Annotated in this window: 21 protein-coding genes; 13 read left to right on the top strand and 8 right to left on the bottom strand. The window is 47.1% G+C overall.

Going from position 1 to position 16,628, the window contains the following annotated elements; genetic code table 11:
• Window positions 1–21 precede the first annotated feature (21 nt).
• The 8 genes from F0232_RS03245 to F0232_RS03210 form a co-directional block, all read right to left on the bottom strand.
• The gene (locus F0232_RS03245) at window positions 22–861 is read right to left on the bottom strand and encodes an AraC family transcriptional regulator (protein ID WP_105058607.1); all 840 of its coding nucleotides are present in this window, start codon (window positions 859–861) and stop codon (window positions 22–24) included.
• Window positions 862–1,004: 143 nt separating this feature from the next.
• Window positions 1,005–1,832: a GNAT family N-acetyltransferase gene (locus F0232_RS03240; protein ID WP_105058606.1), complete on the bottom strand. Its 828-nt coding sequence runs from the start codon at window positions 1,830–1,832 to the stop codon at window positions 1,005–1,007.
• A gap of 106 nt (window positions 1,833–1,938) precedes the next feature.
• The gene (flhB, locus tag F0232_RS03235) at window positions 1,939–3,078 is read right to left on the bottom strand and encodes a flagellar biosynthesis protein FlhB (protein WP_105058605.1); all 1,140 of its coding nucleotides are present in this window, start codon (window positions 3,076–3,078) and stop codon (window positions 1,939–1,941) included.
• The gene (gene fliR / locus F0232_RS03230) at window positions 3,071–3,853 is read right to left on the bottom strand and encodes a flagellar biosynthetic protein FliR (RefSeq protein ID WP_008218028.1); all 783 of its coding nucleotides are present in this window, start codon (window positions 3,851–3,853) and stop codon (window positions 3,071–3,073) included. The genes flhB and fliR overlap by 8 nt, the downstream gene beginning before the upstream one ends.
• 2 nt (window positions 3,854–3,855) lie before the next feature.
• On the bottom strand, window positions 3,856–4,125 hold the full coding sequence (gene fliQ / locus F0232_RS03225; RefSeq protein ID WP_008218029.1) for a flagellar biosynthesis protein FliQ: 270 nt from the start codon (window positions 4,123–4,125) through the stop codon (window positions 3,856–3,858).
• Window positions 4,122–4,862 carry a flagellar type III secretion system pore protein FliP gene (fliP, locus tag F0232_RS03220; RefSeq protein ID WP_105058604.1) on the bottom strand — a complete coding sequence of 247 codons (741 nt, stop codon included), beginning with the start codon at window positions 4,860–4,862 and terminating at the stop codon, window positions 4,122–4,124. The genes fliQ and fliP overlap by 4 nt, the downstream gene beginning before the upstream one ends.
• Window positions 4,863–4,888: 26 nt before the next feature.
• Entirely contained in the window at window positions 4,889–5,272 is a 384-nt protein-coding gene (locus F0232_RS03215) for a FliM/FliN family flagellar motor switch protein (RefSeq protein WP_008218033.1), read from the bottom strand.
• Complete coding sequence (locus F0232_RS03210) at window positions 5,265–6,032, bottom strand: FliM/FliN family flagellar motor switch protein (protein ID WP_105058603.1); 768 nt, start codon at window positions 6,030–6,032, stop codon at window positions 5,265–5,267. Before F0232_RS03210 ends, F0232_RS03215 begins: the two co-directional genes overlap by 8 nt.
• A gap of 171 nt (window positions 6,033–6,203) precedes the next feature.
• Between F0232_RS03210 and F0232_RS03205 the strand changes: the two genes are divergently transcribed.
• From F0232_RS03205 to F0232_RS03145, 13 genes are all read left to right on the top strand, one after another.
• Window positions 6,204–6,551: a flagellar basal body protein gene (locus F0232_RS03205; RefSeq protein ID WP_008223413.1), complete on the top strand. Its 348-nt coding sequence runs from the start codon at window positions 6,204–6,206 to the stop codon at window positions 6,549–6,551.
• A 20-nt stretch (window positions 6,552–6,571) separates the two neighbouring features.
• Window positions 6,572–7,000, top strand: coding sequence for a flagellar basal body rod protein FlgC (flgC, locus tag F0232_RS03200; protein ID WP_008223411.1), 429 nt, complete (start codon window positions 6,572–6,574; stop codon window positions 6,998–7,000).
• 37 nt (window positions 7,001–7,037) lie between these two features.
• Window positions 7,038–7,706 carry a flagellar hook capping FlgD N-terminal domain-containing protein gene (locus F0232_RS03195; protein ID WP_105058602.1) on the top strand — a complete coding sequence of 223 codons (669 nt, stop codon included), beginning with the start codon at window positions 7,038–7,040 and terminating at the stop codon, window positions 7,704–7,706.
• Between the two features lie 161 nt (window positions 7,707–7,867).
• Complete coding sequence (gene flgE, locus F0232_RS03190) at window positions 7,868–9,094, top strand: flagellar hook protein FlgE (RefSeq protein WP_105058601.1); 1,227 nt, start codon at window positions 7,868–7,870, stop codon at window positions 9,092–9,094.
• A gap of 4 nt (window positions 9,095–9,098) precedes the next feature.
• Window positions 9,099–9,833, top strand: a complete 735-nt coding sequence (locus tag F0232_RS03185; protein ID WP_105058600.1) for a flagellar basal body rod protein FlgF — start codon at window positions 9,099–9,101, stop codon at window positions 9,831–9,833.
• 11 nt (window positions 9,834–9,844) lie between these two features.
• Window positions 9,845–10,630 (top strand): flagellar basal-body rod protein FlgG, encoded by a 786-nt coding sequence (flgG, locus tag F0232_RS03180; RefSeq protein WP_102423980.1) that lies wholly within the window; start codon window positions 9,845–9,847, stop codon window positions 10,628–10,630.
• 47 nt (window positions 10,631–10,677) lie between these two features.
• A complete protein-coding gene (gene flgH, locus F0232_RS03175) occupies window positions 10,678–11,400 on the top strand; it encodes a flagellar basal body L-ring protein FlgH (protein WP_105058599.1) in 723 nt (240 codons plus the stop codon).
• Entirely contained in the window at window positions 11,400–12,527 is a 1,128-nt protein-coding gene (locus F0232_RS03170; RefSeq protein WP_105058598.1) for a flagellar basal body P-ring protein FlgI, read from the top strand. Before flgH ends, F0232_RS03170 begins: the two co-directional genes overlap by 1 nt.
• On the top strand, window positions 12,527–13,045 hold the full coding sequence (locus F0232_RS03165) for a rod-binding protein (RefSeq protein ID WP_105058597.1): 519 nt from the start codon (window positions 12,527–12,529) through the stop codon (window positions 13,043–13,045). The genes F0232_RS03170 and F0232_RS03165 overlap by 1 nt, the downstream gene beginning before the upstream one ends.
• Window positions 13,045–14,424 (top strand): flagellar hook-associated protein FlgK, encoded by a 1,380-nt coding sequence (gene flgK, locus F0232_RS03160; RefSeq protein ID WP_105058596.1) that lies wholly within the window; start codon window positions 13,045–13,047, stop codon window positions 14,422–14,424. Before F0232_RS03165 ends, flgK begins: the two co-directional genes overlap by 1 nt.
• A gap of 10 nt (window positions 14,425–14,434) precedes the next feature.
• Complete coding sequence (flgL, locus tag F0232_RS03155) at window positions 14,435–15,319, top strand: flagellar hook-associated protein FlgL (protein WP_105058595.1); 885 nt, start codon at window positions 14,435–14,437, stop codon at window positions 15,317–15,319.
• Window positions 15,316–16,215: an OmpA family protein gene (locus F0232_RS03150; protein ID WP_105058594.1), complete on the top strand. Its 900-nt coding sequence runs from the start codon at window positions 15,316–15,318 to the stop codon at window positions 16,213–16,215. The genes flgL and F0232_RS03150 overlap by 4 nt, the downstream gene beginning before the upstream one ends.
• A gap of 128 nt (window positions 16,216–16,343) precedes the next feature.
• Complete coding sequence (locus F0232_RS03145) at window positions 16,344–16,619, top strand: flagellar hook-basal body complex protein FliE (protein ID WP_239916223.1); 276 nt, start codon at window positions 16,344–16,346, stop codon at window positions 16,617–16,619.
• The last annotated feature ends 9 nt before the right edge of the window (window positions 16,620–16,628 follow it).

The following is a 16,628-nucleotide window of genomic DNA, read 5'->3' as shown; positions in this document are numbered from 1 at the left end:
ATCTAGCGCGCAGGCAGTTCGTTACTCTGGCCTGACACCGCCATAAACATCTATGGTTAACCCACCTTCTTTCGCATAGGTATGTGGTGTGAGACCAATGGTCTTCTTTAGGTACCGAATCAGGTGTGGTTGGTCGCTAAACCCAAATTGAAAGGCAACGTCTAGCCAGTCTATGTCACTCAACTCTTTCTTATAAAGGTATTCGAGCATCGCTTCGAGCCGGTTCATTGATTGGCACTGTTTTAACGTTAGGCCTGTCACCTTGTTAAAGCTTCGCTCTAGTGTTCTTTGTGAGCAAAACAGCTTGTCACCAAGTTCAGCAATCTGCGTTGAACCAAGCACACCCAGCACTTTTCGAGTGAGCTCGCTATGTCTATCGGTTTTAGCGGTCGATAGCCAAGGCAGCAGTAAATCATCCAACTGTTGGCAACAAGTTTTAAAGTCGCTTTGAGCAAGTTTAATCAGTGACGTTACATCGGCATCATAATTGTTGAGTAGAACAGCAAGGTCGATGTTGTTGACGCGATCTAAACTTGGGTGCGGGCAATCAGGGATAGTGAGCGAGTACAGAGCCCCTACATGGAACTTGATGCCAAAGTGGATAAACGGCTTTGAGTGATCCAGTTTTATGGCTTTGTGATGGGGCAGTAATAGGTGACTACCAATTCCTTGTTGGACTTGTTGCTCTATTGTGTAGTGATATGGTTGATCGCTTGGCGACAGAATCAAATGTGCTGAAGGGTCAGGGTTGAGTATCGGAAACTGATGAGTTTGAGCATCGGGCGTTTTCTCGATAAGCCAATAACAATCAATGTATTGAGCAACAACGGAGGATTGAGGAGACTGTAACCAATTGATCATTCTAGCTTCTATTTCTGATGAGTATCACCACAACTATATGTGGATATCCTTGTCGGCGACAGTTTTATCCTTACGGATTATGCCTAGTATTGGACCTGCGCCTGAGCATACTCAGCAGAGCAAGGGCTAGGCTGAGTATTTTATTAGTTAAAGTCAAACTGCAAGATGCGATGCTTTGATGACAAACCAGCTCGCTCAATTGCTTTTTGCGCACCGATATTACTGCTCTCGGTCGAGCAAATAACTTCTAAACCTTGGCTGGTGACGTGTTGTGTTAGAAAGTTCAGTACGCGTGTTGCTAAGCCTCTGCCTCGTTCTTGCTCAGCGACAATCATGCCTAAGTCGGCATACTGCGTTTGGTGTTCATCGAACTTACGGCACTCTCCCGTTGCAAGAACGCGTTCATTTTCCCAGTACCCCCACAGCTCTTGGCGAGCAATTAAATTGCTGTAGTAACCAGTTAGCCACTCTTTCGGTGCTCCAATCGCTGATGAAGCAAATTCCACAAGCTTATCGAGTTGCTCTTCCGTCGCGAGCGCCATTTTAATGCCTTCAATACAACCTGAATGTCGGCTAGCGTCGCTTTTTTGGTTTTGGCGGTACATCATGGCATTGACTTTAAATGATGCGCTGTTGTCCAAGCACAGTGATAAGTATTGAGGCTCAGCCGTGCTTACGAATGCGCCTTGCACTTGACCAATCACTGAGCTGTTGCTCTCTATGATCAAGGTAAATAGGTCTGCAATGTTTACGCTAGCTTCTGGCACAAGGTAAAACTGCAGCAAGTAACCTTCACGGTTTAGTACGCAGTAACCGACAAGTTTGCCGCTCTCGTAAAAGCCGAAATGGTCCGACATTGGTACAAAGCCAAAATGCCACATGCCATCGAGTGGCGCTGTCGATTCTGAAAAGTAAGTCGTTTTTAATTCACTTAAGTCGCTAAGTGTAGTGATCTTTTTGATGTCTAACATCGCGTTAATCTCTGTTGTTTCAATGACCGGAAGTGTAAGTGGCTATTGGATTTGGGTATTGAACAAAAACGACAACTTTGGGTGTTTCATTTGGTGACGTAGCGATCTAATCGGTTGGATCGGACCAAGACTTAGGGATGTTGAATTGGGGCAAGCTGGTGGGTTTGTTTCTTTCGCCTTTGCGCCATGCTTTTAGTTGATTCACATAAGTTAAGATGTGCGCTATCGCGACAAAGAGTTGGTTTGGAACCATCTGGTCGATCTGAGTGGTGTTGTAGATCGCCCTAGTGAGGGCAGGGCTCTCGACGACTTCAACCTCGTGTTTAGCTGCAAGTTCTCGAATGTATAACGCCACATCATCTTGGCCTTTCGCGACAACAAACGGGGCTTCAGCTTGGCTCAAATCATAGATTAAGGCAATGGCGTAACGGGTTGGATTGGTTAATACAACGCTCGCTTTTGGCACTCGCTCATTGGCACTTCTCTTGGCATTTTGAGTCTGTATCTGACGGATTCGAGCTTTCACTTCAGGTCGCCCTTCTTGTTCTTTGTGCTCATCTTTGACCTCTTGCTTGGTCATTTTCATCTGCTTTGTAAATTCATGTCGTTGATAGGGGAAATCAAACAGGCCAAACAGTAAGACGATTAACAGAAGGTAGCCCAAGTACTCAATGGTGATGGTCGCGACCGACAGCACCACGGTATCAAAGTGGGCGCTGACGAGGTTGGTGATCACTGAGATGTAGCTCGATATGACCCAATACAGCAGAGTAAAAAACAGAGAGACCTTAATAACGTTCTTGAACAGTTCGACGATCGACTGGGAGGAAAAGATACGCTTCAATCCCTTGAGTGGACTTATCTTTTCCCATTTGGGAATCAGCAAAGATGGGCTGAATATCCACCCTCCAAGTAGCGTCGAGCCGACGATTGCGGCAATCATTTGATAAATCAATAGCGGGAAAAATAGCGTGATCATCGAAAAAAGCGCGGTGCCTACTAACTCGACGATAGCCATTGGCTGGCTGACTGTTTGGCTATCAAACTGAAAGCTTACAAGAAACAGTTCAATGAAGGTCTGTTTAATCATGTCTACATTCAACACGTAGTAAGCGACGACGCTGATGAGGGTTATGGAAGAAACGAACTCTTTAGCGCGCGGTACTTGCCCCTCTCGCCGAGCTTTAGCGAGCTTATGTTGACTGGGTTGTTCGCTCTTGTCTCCGGAATCTTTATGATCAGACATTAGGCAGCCTTAGCATGTAGTGCAGATGCTGGTTCAACTCTAATACCAGATCAAAATAGTGATCGCCGATACCGGTTAGGGACGCCATTAATGCGAATAAGCCAAGTAGCATGGTCATTGGGAAACCAAGTGCAAAGACATTAAGAGACGGTGCCGCTTTGTTCATTAGCCCAAACGTAATATTACTTAATAGCATGACGACGATAGCTGGCACCGCTACCAACAAGCCGGTCGCAAACATCCAAGACACCATTTTCAGTACGTATTCAATGCTGTTGAAAGGGAAAGGTGAATTGAGAGGCCAATACTCAAAGCTCTCTTTGAACACAAGCAGCACCACAAGGTGCCCGTCCAAAGAGAGGAAAAGCAGCATGGAAGTGATGAACATGATTCTGCCAATGATGGCAATACTGACTCCGTTGGCAGGGTCGTTCATTACAGCCATGGCTAAACCCATTTGCATGGAAATGGCCTGACCCGCAATCGAAAAAATGGTGAAAAATATCATCACCGCAAAACCAATTAAAAAACCAAAGATGAGCTGGTAAAAAGAGAACAGTAGGGTGTCGATACTGAATGGGTTAAATGGAGGAACCTCTTTCACCATTGGGGCGAGAAGCAGAGAAAAAATAAAAGCAAACAGCAGCTTAACTCTTACCGGTATCGCTTTATCACCAAAAAATGGTGCGATCAGAAAAAGCCCAGTAAACCGAACAAAAGGCCACCAAAGTACCCCTAGCCATTGGGTAATATCGGTAAAGGTTATTTGCATCATGGCTAGCCAACCTTGCTTGGTATCGTATTGAAGATAAACAAGAATAGGTCGTTGATCTCTTGTAATAGCCAGTGGCCTGCAAGAATGATGCATAGCAGAGTGACGAGCAGTCTAGGGAGGAAGCTAAGGGTTTGTTCATTGACTTGAGTGACGGCTTGGAAAATCGCTACTACCAAACCGACGACTAGGCTAGGCACAATAAGAACCGACACCATAAGAATGATCAGCCAGATTGCTTGGCTGACCAGTGTGACGGCTTCTTCCGGGCTCATCCACTGATCCAAAAACTGTTGGCTAAACTCCCCATGAGTAAGCCCCAGCCATCAACGATGACAAATACCAACAGTTTAAAAGGAAGAGAAACAATCAAGGGTGACAACATCATCATCCCCATAGACATTAAGACGGATGCCACCACTAAGTCGATGACCAGAAAGGGCAAAAACAACATAAAGCCGATTTGGAAGGCAGCCTTGAGCTCACTCAGTAGATAGGCCGGCAGTAAAACTAAGAAGGGGATATCCTGATCAGACTCTATGGAGGTTTCTCCGGCTATCTTGGAGACTTGTTCAAGTGCCTTGCGTTGTGTTTGGTCGAGCATGTAGCGACGCAGTGGTTTTTCGGCTGTGTCTAACGCCTCCATCAAGGTCACTTCGTCGTTTGAGTATGGAATGTAAGCGGTGTCGTAAATCTTGGTCCAAACTGGCCTCATGATCAGCAAAGTGAAAATCAGGGCAATCCCCACAAGCACCTGATTTGGCGGTGTTTGTTGTAGGCCAAGCGCTTGCCTTAAAATGGCCAAAACAATGACAATTCGTGTGAAGCTAGTACACATAATCACGAAAGCTGGAACGAAGCTCAGTAATGTCATCAGGATCAGAATCTGCAATTTAACGCTGTATTCTGTGCCGTCAGATGTGGTGGTTTCACTGAGAATCGTCAGCCCTTCTGCGTGCGATGCGCCCGCAAATAAGGTCAAAGCGAGCGTGAAGAATATTGGTTTAGACATCGTATTTTTTGCGTTACTCAAAGGCTTTACTTACTTGGCTTCTTGATGATGCTCAGTAATCTCACGCCATACTGACCATTCTTGGATACGATTTCCCCTGTGCCGAATGCGGTGCCATTGATTTTGATATCAACAGGGTCTCCTTCATGTTTTTCCAGCATCACAACACTGCCTGCCTTTAAGTTCAGTAGCTCGTCTAATATCAATGTCTTGCGTGCAACCTCAACGGTGATATCGACAGGAATACTCTTGAGCAGAGAGATGTTACTGACGTGCTCTTTGTCGGCTCCAAGGTCGATGTCGTCGGCAAGATCATCCAGATCTAAATCATCAAGATCTGGCAATTCATCATGCAGGTTTAGGTCGCTCATTGAGCTGTCAATGTTGCGTGTCTCTTTGTCGTTAGCCATCGATTTCGACTCCCAGTTCAGAGTTTATGGATTGAAGTTTGCCAAAAAAAGTTGGGTGCCCGTTGACCTTGACTGTTAGGTTTTTGCATAGGGTCATGGGCATAAAATCTCCGGGTTTCAGCTGAGAAAGCTCATGCAGTGTGCACTGCTTGTGAAGCATGACGCACCCTAATTCGACGGGGTGATAACGCAGGTTGTCGAGTATCTCTTCCCGATCAAATGTTTCGTTACTTTCCATCATGTCGCGCAGCTTTTTCACATACTTGTTGTCGATCATGAAGGTCACATCGAGTTGCTGGTCGTCAAACTCAAACGTAATGGTGACGCCAATGTCAGAGGGCTGATGGTCGGTGTGCTCAATGGCGTAATGATTGGCATCGGCAGTCAGCGCGTTGGTGATCGCCATGGTGAACTTTTGAAAAAGCCTTAGGTGGGTTTGGGTTAGCGCAATATCGGGGTTGCTACGCTTAGATTTTTTGAGTGGTAATGGGTTGTTGAGGTGCTTGTGTAGCAGAATATCGGCAGCTTGGGGTGAAATAAAGAAAAAAACATGTCCAAATTCCTCAATATGAAGAACGGTTTTGATGCTGTTTGCTGGTGGTCGGCGCGCTTCTGAAAACGTGGCTTTGACGTGACGGCCCGCAAAGTTAAATTTAAAAATATCAATAATTTCTGTTGAGAAATGGCTTGAATGTCTTAACAGAAACTTACGCATTTTTATGCTCGGATTTCCGAATTCAGTCAATGATAATTTCTTCATGTCAAGTACCAATGGTTGGTTTTTGCGGTCATTCTCAAATTTGACACGCTAATTAATCCTAACTATAGGTTAAAGCAATCTCATTTCAACTTCGGTTGCGAGAGAAAATATAAAAAGATAAAGGCCTACTTCTGATAAGGATTAAGGCCAAACAACGACGAGGCTAGGGCAATGATTCACTTAGACGATGCACTTGGGGTACACCCCAAAATGGTGCAGTTTCGTTTGGACAGAGCGGCAGTATTGAGCTCCAATATTGCTAACGTGGATACGCCTAATTACAAAGCGATGGATCTCAGATTTGAGGCGGTACTCAGTGGTATTGGTCACTCAAAAGACTGGTACATAGGTACGGCGGCTCAATATCGGATTCCTGTGCAAAGAACACGAGATGGCAACACTGTTGAGCTAGAAAACGAGCAAGCTAGGTTCGCGAAAAATGTGATGGATTATCACCAGAGCCTTGCGTTTTTGCAGTCTAAGATCAACGGGATAAAGTCTGCCATCAAAGGACAATAAGTGAATTAGGTAGGGACATCATGGCATTCTTAGGTATCTACGAGACGGCAGGCTCAGCGATGAGTGCACAGACCGTCAGGCTTAATACTATATCCAGTAATTTGGCGAATGCCGATTCCGTATCTGGTGACCCATCACAAGTCTATAAACCGTTGAAACCGATTTTCTCAGCGGTCTATAACCATTTCAATGCACAGCAAACTCAGCAGCAAGGTGTAGTGCCGATTCGCATTGCCGATGTTGTTGAGGTCTCCTCAATGATGGAAGGGCGTTATGAGCCCAACAATCCTCTCTCCAATGACGAAGGGTATGTTTATTACTCTGGCATCAATGTGGTTAACGAAATGGCTGACATGATCTCGGCTACTCGTAGTTTTGAAGCCAGCGTCGAAGTGCTCGGCAACGTAAAGTCGATGCAACAATCATTGATGGGGCTTTGGCGCAGTTAATCCAACTGTTCGCCAATGACCCCAGAGGAACGACACCATGACAACGATATCCGGTGCTGCGCAGGTCAATAATATTGAGTCTGCGTCAACGATGACCCCTCAAGATAATCCGAACAGTGCGAGTGCATTAAAGAATGAGTTCATTACTTTAATGGTGGCTCAGATTGAAAATCAGGATCCATTGAACCCAACTGATGGCACGGAATATGTCGCACAGTTGGCGCAGTTCTCTCAGGTTGAAAGTACGGAAAACCTAGTTCAACTGACGCAAAATAATTCGACAATGCTCGATAACTTACAAGTGCTTAGCACCGCCGCATTGATCGATAAAACGGTGACGGTAAAAAGTGATCGTTTGTCTGCATCGGGTGTTGAGCAGCATACGGGGTACATTGAGTTACAGGCGCCATCGAATACCGTGATGCTCGAGTTAGTGGATTCGCTTGGCAACGTTAAGTCGTTGAACCTTGGTCCGAATAGCGCAGGGCGAGTGGATTACACATTGGACGCGCAAGCCATGGGGCTGAGCGGTCAGTATCAGATGCGTATCAAATTGGACAGTGGACAAGATTACCAGCCATCGATTTATCAGCATGGTCAGGTGGAACATGTGACAACGCCTTTGATTGGTGGCACTAGCCATTTGCAGGTCAAAGGGGTTGGCATGGTCGCGTTTTATGACGTGGCTGCCTTCTCAAATGAGTAAGGCTTTTAACTAGTTAGATATTTTTCGCTACATTTTCGGCTTTGCCGGTTTTTGGTTTGTATTTTTTAGTTTTGTTTTAAGCAAGTAAGATGACGGCTGTCGTTCTCCGCTGATGTTCGAATCTACGGAGATAGCCTCTTTAGCGTGAAGAGGAAGACATTATGAGTTTTAGTATTGCACTGAGCGGGCTGAATGCCTCGAACTCAGAGCTAAACACCATTTCAAATAACATAGCTAACGTTTCTACGACAGGTTTTAAAGAGTCGAGAACCGAGTTTGCTTCCGTTTATAGCGGTAGTGAAGCTGGCGGCGTTGAAGTGGTTGGGGTTTCGCAAAACTTTGAGAAAAGCGGAACGGTAACCGGAACTGGGCGCTCACTGGACATGGCATTAAGTGGCAATGGCTTCTTCGTGCTTGAAGACAGTAAAGGGCAAACCCTCTATACCCGTTCTGGTATTTTCAACATGAACGCCGATGGCGTGATCACGGCAAATAGTGGTGCGGCTCTGCAAGGTTACTCGGTTGATGGTAATAACAATTTATTGCTCGGCTCGGTAGGCACGGTGCAGATCAGCACGGCATCGCTGCAAGCTAGAGAAACAGACAGTATCGAGTTTGTTGCCAACCTTGACGCCAGAGAGCAGGTTCCTGCCAGCGCATTCGACTACAGTGATTCCTCCACCTACAACCACTCTTATACCACGCCAGTCTATGACTCTTTGGGTAACCCTCATACGGTGAGCCAATACTTTGTTAAAGGCGCGTCTAATGACTGGGATGTTCACATCTTGGTTGATGGTAAAGCGATTGATGGGTCTGACGCCTTGGTACCTGCTGCTTCACCAACCGCGACGGATACCGCGAACTTTTCCTTTAATGCCGATGGCACCATCTCATCGGGTGGTAACTACTCAGTCAGTTTCGACCCAGCCAATGGGGCAAATAGCGTCACTGTGAACATCGACCTATCCGCAGTTACCCAGTTTGGTAGTGACTTCGTTGTTTCCAAAAATAGCCCTAATGGTTACACCTCCGGTGATTATGCCAGTGTGCGAATGGAAAATGACGGGCGTATCTTTGCCACCTATACCAATGGTCAGTCTCAACTACAAGGTCAGGTGGTGCTTGCCGACTTTGCTTCCCCTCAAAACATGATCAAAACCAGTGATACCGCTTGGTTACAAAGCTTTAGTTCTGGCACGCCCGTTCTGGGTACTGCGGGCAGTGGTGTGTTCGGGGATTTGACTTCCGGTGCGCTCGAAGGCTCCAACGTTGATCTGACGTCTGAACTGGTGGCCTTGATGACGGCTCAGCGTAACTATCAAGCCAATACCAAGTCGATATCGACATCGGATCAACTGACGCAAGCCTTGTTCAACGTGGTGTAGCACTATGAATCCGATTCTATTTAGTGCAGCGAAAGGTGCTGAGCGAACCATGCTCGCTCAGCACGTACGCGCGAATAATTTGTCCCATGCGGACACCGTTGGTTTTAAAGCCTTGATGGAGCACTCAACACCAATGCGCCTTGAAGGTTCAGGCTTTCTTACTTCCGTTACCTCCAGAACCAACTCTTCGATCAATAACTTTGCCCAAGGTGAAGATATACGCACCGAGCGACCACTGGATGTAGCTATCAATGGTGACGGCTTTATTACGCTCGAAGGGTTAGAAGATGAACCTGCCGAGCTCTATACGCGGGCGGGCAATTTTCGATTGGATGGTAATGGTCAACTCTATCTTGGTGAGCGTCGAGTGATGTCGACTGATGGCCCCATGGTGTTGCCAGACTTTGAGTTTGTGTCGATGAGTTCGAATGGATTGTTGTCGATTACCCCGATTGGTGGTGAGGCGTCGCTAGAGGTTGGCGCGCTTAAATTGGTTAAGCCCGAGAACGAACAGATGACGATGCATGCGAGTGGTCACTTTGTTCCTAAAGGCGGTCAGGTTCTGGCTGAAGACTTTAGCGTTCAGGTTCGTTCTGGTTATTTAGAGGCGAGTAACGTCTCCAGTTTAGAAGAGCTCGTCAGCATTATGTCGCTGACTCGACAATACGAAATGCAAATTGAAGTGATGGCATCAGCGGATGAAATCGCTCAGATAGGCAATAAGCTTCTCAAAGCTTAAGGAAGGGAATTATGCACAGTGCCTTATGGATATCCAAAACAGGGATGGCCGCACAGGATGCAAAAATGACGGCGATTTCGAACAACCTTGCCAATATCAATACGGTGGGTTTTAAGCGAGACCGAGTGGTGTTCGAAGATCTTTTTTACAGTGTTGATAAGCAAGCAGGTACCGAAACCACAGAGCTTAATGAACATCCAACGGGGATTCAGCTCGGTAATGGTGTTCGAGTGGTCGGCACCGAGAAAGTGTTTACTCAAGGGAATATCCAGAATACCAACCAACAATTTGATCTGGCTATTCTAGGTGATGGTTTCTTTCAAATTGAGAACTCAGATGGCGAGCTGCTCTATACCCGAAATGGTCAGTTTCAAACCAACTCTGATGGCCAGCTAGTTAATACCCAAGGTTATCCTCTGATCCCTGAAGTCGTCATTCCTCCAGAAGCAACTCTGGTCAGTATTACTGCTGATGGTGTGGTCAGCGCCACGATTCCGGGCCAAGTGAATCCTGAAGATCTAGGGCAAATCACCATAGTGAAATTCATGAACCCTGCAGGGCTTTCTGCTCAAGGGGGAAACTTATTTATTGAAACGGAAGGCTCGGGTGAAGCGGTCGAGCTCGTCGCAGGAACAGAAGGTTCAGGTCAGTTAAAACAAGGGGCACTTGAAGGATCGAATGTACAGGTGGTGGAAGAAATGGTTGATATGATCGCCACCCAACGCGCTTATGAGATGAGCGCCAAGATGGTCAGCGCAGCCGATGAGATGCTGCAGTACATCGCGCAGCAATCATAGCTCTTGCTTTAACGAGCGAATAACGATGGTTGCTAGGGAGATCTGACATGGAAAAGCCAATTAAGCCAAGGTTGGGTAAGCCGCATGCAATCGGTGCGATTTATTATCTCGCCGTAGTTACCTTGCTGGTGGTGATGGTGGCGGGTTGTGCTGGTCGCCAAGACGATTTTATTCCACCATCGCCAAATGATGAAGCGTATGCACCGCCCGAGCTGGACTATCAAGTGACCAGAGTCAGCAAAGGTAGCCTCTATACGGGAACGACTTCGATGACCTTGTTCCAAGATCGAAGAGCGTACCGTGTGGGCGATATTTTAACGGTGTTGTTGGATGAAAAAACAGAGTCAGATAAGAGTGCTTCAACCCAATATGGCAAAGATTCCAGCGCTAACATCACCGCGCCTACATTGGGCAACAAGACCTTTGAAGACGTGAGCGCTTCTGTTGATGCTACGCGAGATTTTGATGGCGCAGCTGCCTCGAAACAAGGTAACAGCTTATCGGGTTCTATCACTGTTACCGTTTACAACGTCTTGCCGAATGGCGTGCTTAGGGTAAGAGGAGAGAAGTGGCTCAAGCTTAATCAAGGAGATGAATACATTCGTCTGACGGGCAATGTCCGGGTCGATGATATTCAGGCAGACAACACACTCTCTTCCCAGAGAATCGCCGATGCAAGGATCACCTATGCTGGCCGCGGCTCGTTTGCCGATACCAACACTGCAGGTTGGTTGACCCAGTTCTTCAATTCGCCATGGATGCCATTCTAATGAGTGCGCTGATTCGATTCTACTTAACCTCATTGGCGTTGCCTTGGTGTTTGTTTGGGTTTACTTCTTCGGCAGATGCGGCACGTCCGATTGCTGAAGTTGCCGAGGTGTATGGCGATAGACAAAACCAACTTATTGGCTATGGGTTAGTTGTGGGTTTGGACGGGTCTGGCGATAAATCGCAAGTGAAGTTCACGCAACAATCGGTAGTTAACATGATCAAACAATTTGGGGTGCAACTGGATGATTCCACTAACCCTAAGCTGAAAAATGTCGCTGCCGTTAGTGTCACAGCCATGGTGGAACCTCACCAAGGTGCAGGTCAAACCCTGACTGTGACGGTGTCTTCATTGGGGGATGCAAAAAGCTTGCGCGGAGGCACCTTATTGCTCACTCCACTACGAGGTATTGATGGCGAAGTGTACGCCATAGCACAAGGCAGTCTTGTGGTTGGTGGCTTCAATGCCACTGGTGAAAACGGAACCAGCATTACAAGAAACACTCCGACCGTCGGGCGTATTCCCAATGGTGCGACCTTAGAACGTGAGGTATCGACCGGTGCTGATTTAGAGCCAACGATACGCTTGCAGCTCAAACAACCGAATTACGAAACCGCGCTTAATGTTTCCAAAGCCATTAATAAGATGTTTGGCGGTCAGGTAGCGAAAGCGCTCAATAAAGGTCAGATCCAAGTCTCTGCCCCGCTTGATAGCGAAGACCGAGTGATGTTCGTTGCCATGATTCAAGAACTTGAGGTTGAAGAGGGCCGCCGATTGCCTAAGGTGGTGTTCAACTCTCGCACCGGAACAGTGGTGATCAGCCAGAATGTGACGGTGTCTGAAGCGGCGGTCAGCCAAGGCGGGATCACCGTGACAATACTGGAATCTCAATCCGTTTCTCAGCCCGGTGGTGCTTTCAATACTGCTGGGGAAACCGCAATTATTCAGAACTCACAAGTGAGTGTGGATGAAGAAGATGGGACCACTATGATTTGGCCGAGAGGGACCAATCTGCAAGAGATCGTTGATGCGATTAACAACATTGGAGCGACGCCGGAAGCGCTGATGCAGATCTTGCAGGCACTCGATGAGGTGGGTGCCATTAACGGGGACTTGGTGGTGATTTAATGACGAATCTAACGGCTGTGACTCACGCGGCGCTTGAACCAATATCAAGTCATTATGCGGCGCCAATACTGGATAGCCCCAAAATGGCGGCGTCGGTCAAACAGGCTGAATATTCACAGCCATTTGAAAGATTAATGATGGACAGAGCGCCTGAAACAGGACACATGGCGAAAGCCAGCTCTGGTTCGAGCCAAGCAATGACCAACTTTTACTTGGACAACAACGCGCTTGCTAAATTAAAGCATGACAATTCTGCTTCAGGATTATTGGCGGCTTCACAGCAGTTTGAGGCGTTGTTTTTACAACAAATGCTGACTCGAATGCGCTCTGCCAGCCAAGCGCTTAGTGACAAAGATAATCCGTTGTCGATGAAATCAGACGATATGTTTCAGGGCATGCTAGATGCTCAACTTGCACAGCGAATCAGCCGTCAATCGTCGTTCGGATTAGCCGAGATGATTTTTAAACAGTTGTCATCACAAGTTATGGGCCGACCTTTTGATAAGGAGAATCAGTAATGGGTATGACCAACATCGGGTTAAGTGGCGCGCTCGCCAACCGGGTAGCGCTCAATACGACGGCGCAAAATACCGCTAATGTGAATACTCCGGGGTATAGCCGTCAAATAGTGACCATGGAAGCCAGTTTATCGGGCAATGCCGTAAATGGTATTAATTTAGGGTCTGGTGTTGAGGTGAGCGATATCCTGCGCATTGCCGATCAATCGTCTATCAATCGATTAAGAGAAGCGACGGAATCTGCCCAATTTAGCCAGAGCTACTTCAATGGTCTCTCCAATTTGGAAAACTTATTGGGGGCGGATGGGCTGAGCCTGACACAGGGGATGAACGGATTTTTTGCTGCCATTGATGAGGCCAGTGTGACCCCCGAAAGTGTTGCTTTTCGCCAGCAAGTACTGACCAATGCTGACGCTTTGGCGCAACAGTTTAACTCTGTATCTGCCCAGTTGAGCCAGCAAGAAGCCGCGCAAAGTGAGCGCTATGGTGCTTTGGTTACCCATGTGAATAGTCAATTAGAAAGCATCGCTTCTCTAAACCAAAAGCTCCAAGAAGATGCGCTGCTAGGCAAGAACGTTGGTGGTTTACAAGATGCGATGGATAAACACCTCAATGAACTCTCTAAGTCTCTCGATGTTCAGGTGATCTACACCAATGGCGGCGTCGAACTTTCTACACCAAACGGCCAACCTCTAGTGATTGGTGGCTATGCCGCATCGCTTGCGCGAGACCTATCCAGTGGCGACCCTTACAGCACGGATTTGAATATCACCTTTCAGTCAATGACAACGCCTGTTGATGCTTCATTAGGTGGAGAGTTAGGAGCGCTCGAAGCACTAAAAACGAATCAATATGAACCCATCAAAACACTGCTAGCAGATCTTGCCAAAGGCTTGGCCGACGGTGTGAACTCGGCATTAAATTCTGGGTTTGACCTCAATAGTGTGGCGGGTCAGAACTTGTTTACTTACACCCCAGGCAGTGAAGCCCTATCTTTGGCGATTGATCCTAGCCTCACGGCACAAGACTTAGCCTTTTCATCGAGTGCAACGCTTGCCGGAAATGGCGATGTGTTGAAAGACCTATCGATGCTGTCACAAACACCATTAACCAATGGTTCTGTGGTGGGAGAAACACCCTACAGCGCTTACTCAGGGCTACTCGGTGATATCGGTATTTTCACTCGCCAGGCACAGAGCGAAGCAACGGCAGCTCAAGTGAGCATGGAAGACGCGCAAGTGGTAAGAGACAGTGTCAGCGCGGTTAATTCCGATGAAGAGGCGGCCAACATGCTGCTCTATCTCAACGCTTATGAGGCCAATATGAAAATCATTAGCACGGCCAATCAGATGTTCCAGACCTTGCTAAGAGCATTCTAGGAGAAAAGTGATGCGTGTAACGGACTCCCAATTTAACGCGGTGATGCAGCGTTCATTAATGGACAACAATATCCGATTGAACAAAGTGTTTGAGCAAATGTCGACTGGGCTGAGGATCAATCATTTATCCGACGACCCGATAGCCGCTGTGCGCCTTGAGGGATTAAAAAAGACGGTCTCTGATAATCAGCAGTACCAGCGAAATATCGAAAATGTGCAGTCACAACTGACGCGCTACGAGACTAACGTCAACACGCTTGAGTCGCTCTCCCAACAAGTGAATGAACTGCTTCTACAAGGGAAAAACGGCACTCTTGATTCGGAAAGTCGGGCGGGAATCGTGCTCGAACTCAAGTCACTTAAAACGGAAATGTTGAACACACTGAACCAAGCCAATGAGGGCAGTTATCTCTTTTCAGGTACCGATATCAGCACCCCTGCGATCGATACTGCACCGCCTTATACCTTAAATCCCAATTCAGATTATCGCGAAACTAAGGTGGGTGATAATCAGTACGTGCCGAGTAACCTAACCATCACCGACACCATAGGTAGCAGTGCAATTTTTACTGATTTAGACAATGCGATAGCAGAGTTGGAGTTAGCAACCGGGGGATTCACAACGGCTTTGGATAACGCGCTCAATACCAACCAAGCGCTTCATCAAAACTTGTTGGTTTCATTAACCGACATCGGGAGTCAATACAACGCATTAGAAAGGTTGAAAGAGACCAGTATAGATATGGTGTTCTTTGCTGAAACGGTTCGCTCTGAGCTAGAGGAGTTGGATTATGCCGAGGCATCCGTTGAACTTAACCAAGGCATGATCGCGCTCGAAGCTACACAAAAGACCTTTGTGCGTGTTGCCGGAATTTCACTGTTTGATCTGTTATGAATAAGTACTTTTGGGCAAGTGTTAGTTCGAACATTTCTTCTGCCTTTCGATGCCGACTTGGCAAGGTGCTAAGCGCATGTCTAATAAGCTGGGGAGTGATGTCGTCTCAGGCTTTGGCACAGCGCTACATTGTCCCCTTCGATAGCGTCGAGTGGCGGTTTACAGAGTCTGTTGATATGTGTGAACTGAACTCTTTCGATCCTCATACTGGCTTTTCCGTGCAATTCATTTTGTTGGCAGCAAGCCCGATGAAAGTCAGAGTGGAAAAGCGAGGTGTGCGATCGCTTCCGACCTCAACATCATTCAATACCACTGAGCCGGTATGGGGAACGTCTCAGTCTTACACCACAACCACCATTGAAAGAGTCAACAAGCAAGGGGCGGCGCTGGTGACTGACGATGGCGCCACCTTGATGCTGGATGATATGGCGAGTGGCGCTTGGTTTAACGTTAATGCTATGGACTTTGATGTCTATTTCCCAACCACCAATTTTAAGCCTGCTTTAGAGCAATTTAATGAATGTCGTTATGGCTTACCGCCTGTTAATTTCCAACATGCGCGTCGAGTCGAACTGCGCTTTCAACAGGGCGCGGTGACCCTTACCGAAGGGCAGAAGCGCACCATCAACGACATCAGCACCTTGGTCAAACGAGACTCGAGAATCATTAAAATTCTGATTGATGGTTACACCGATAATTCCGGTGATTCCGTCGCTAATTTGCAACTTTCAAAGCAGCGAGGATCCGACGTTGCGCAGTGGTTTATGGGCAATGGCGTGTCAAAGCAAATGATTGAGATACGTGGTCACGGTGACCGTTATCCAAAGTACGACAACACGACTCAGCAAGGCCGGGATAAGAATCGTCGTGTAGAGATTCGGTTAGTGCGCAAGTGATGCAACCGCGAGGATAAATAATGGAAAAGATGACTGCAGTCCAAATGCAACAAGCCATGTTGGGGAAGATAGAACAGCAACAAGAGGTTGCCAGTAACCCATTCTCTAACCAAGCCGTCACTGGAAACATGGTGAGAGGTATCACGCATGACAATCTCGCGGTAAATCCGGTATCGGACAATTCACTGGCGTTCAGCAACACCTTAAAAAGTGTGCTTGATACTGTGGATAGATACCAGTCTCATGCTGCGGAAAAAATCACTGCTGTTGAGTTAGGGAAAAGCGATGATTTATTGGGAGCAACGGTCGCATCTCAGAAAGCCCAACTCTCATTCAATGCATTAATGCAAGTGCGCAACAAGATGGTGTCCAATTTCCAAGACATCATAAAAATGCCAATTTAGGCTAGGGAT

It is taken from the genome of Vibrio sp. T3Y01 (assembly GCF_013114525.1).
Lineage (GTDB): Bacteria > Pseudomonadota > Gammaproteobacteria > Enterobacterales > Vibrionaceae > Vibrio > Vibrio chagasii_B.
This window is presented reverse-complemented; position numbering and strand designations above follow the sequence as displayed.

Excerpts from the sequence above, each read along its gene's own strand:
- flgH (WP_105058599.1), top strand. The coding sequence starts at position 10,678 with ATGGAAAAGCCAATTAAGCCAAGGTTGGGTAAGCCGCATGCAATCGGT.
- fliP (WP_105058604.1), bottom strand. The coding sequence starts at position 4,862 with ATGTCTAAACCAATATTCTTCACGCTCGCTTTGACCTTATTTGCGGGC.
- F0232_RS03240 (WP_105058606.1), bottom strand. The coding sequence starts at position 1,832 with ATGTTAGACATCAAAAAGATCACTACACTTAGCGACTTAAGTGAATTA.
- fliR (WP_008218028.1), bottom strand. The coding sequence starts at position 3,853 with ATGATGCAAATAACCTTTACCGATATTACCCAATGGCTAGGGGTACTT.
- flgG (WP_102423980.1), top strand. The coding sequence starts at position 9,845 with ATGCACAGTGCCTTATGGATATCCAAAACAGGGATGGCCGCACAGGAT.
- flhB (WP_105058605.1), bottom strand. The coding sequence starts at position 3,078 with ATGTCTGATCATAAAGATTCCGGAGACAAGAGCGAACAACCCAGTCAA.
- fliQ (WP_008218029.1), bottom strand. The coding sequence starts at position 4,125 with ATGAGCCCGGAAGAAGCCGTCACACTGGTCAGCCAAGCAATCTGGCTG.
- F0232_RS03150 (WP_105058594.1), top strand. The coding sequence starts at position 15,316 with ATGAATAAGTACTTTTGGGCAAGTGTTAGTTCGAACATTTCTTCTGCC.
- F0232_RS03165 (WP_105058597.1), top strand. The coding sequence starts at position 12,527 with ATGACGAATCTAACGGCTGTGACTCACGCGGCGCTTGAACCAATATCA.
- F0232_RS03185 (WP_105058600.1), top strand. The coding sequence starts at position 9,099 with ATGAATCCGATTCTATTTAGTGCAGCGAAAGGTGCTGAGCGAACCATG.
- flgK (WP_105058596.1), top strand. The coding sequence starts at position 13,045 with ATGGGTATGACCAACATCGGGTTAAGTGGCGCGCTCGCCAACCGGGTA.
- F0232_RS03205 (WP_008223413.1), top strand. The coding sequence starts at position 6,204 with ATGATTCACTTAGACGATGCACTTGGGGTACACCCCAAAATGGTGCAG.
- F0232_RS03210 (WP_105058603.1), bottom strand. The coding sequence starts at position 6,032 with ATGAAGAAATTATCATTGACTGAATTCGGAAATCCGAGCATAAAAATG.
- F0232_RS03215 (WP_008218033.1), bottom strand. The coding sequence starts at position 5,272 with ATGGCTAACGACAAAGAGACACGCAACATTGACAGCTCAATGAGCGAC.
- F0232_RS03170 (WP_105058598.1), top strand. The coding sequence starts at position 11,400 with ATGAGTGCGCTGATTCGATTCTACTTAACCTCATTGGCGTTGCCTTGG.
- flgL (WP_105058595.1), top strand. The coding sequence starts at position 14,435 with ATGCGTGTAACGGACTCCCAATTTAACGCGGTGATGCAGCGTTCATTA.
- flgC (WP_008223411.1), top strand. The coding sequence starts at position 6,572 with ATGGCATTCTTAGGTATCTACGAGACGGCAGGCTCAGCGATGAGTGCA.
- F0232_RS03145 (WP_239916223.1), top strand. The coding sequence starts at position 16,344 with ATGGTGAGAGGTATCACGCATGACAATCTCGCGGTAAATCCGGTATCG.
- F0232_RS03245 (WP_105058607.1), bottom strand. The coding sequence starts at position 861 with ATGATCAATTGGTTACAGTCTCCTCAATCCTCCGTTGTTGCTCAATAC.
- F0232_RS03195 (WP_105058602.1), top strand. The coding sequence starts at position 7,038 with ATGACAACGATATCCGGTGCTGCGCAGGTCAATAATATTGAGTCTGCG.
- flgE (WP_105058601.1), top strand. The coding sequence starts at position 7,868 with ATGAGTTTTAGTATTGCACTGAGCGGGCTGAATGCCTCGAACTCAGAG.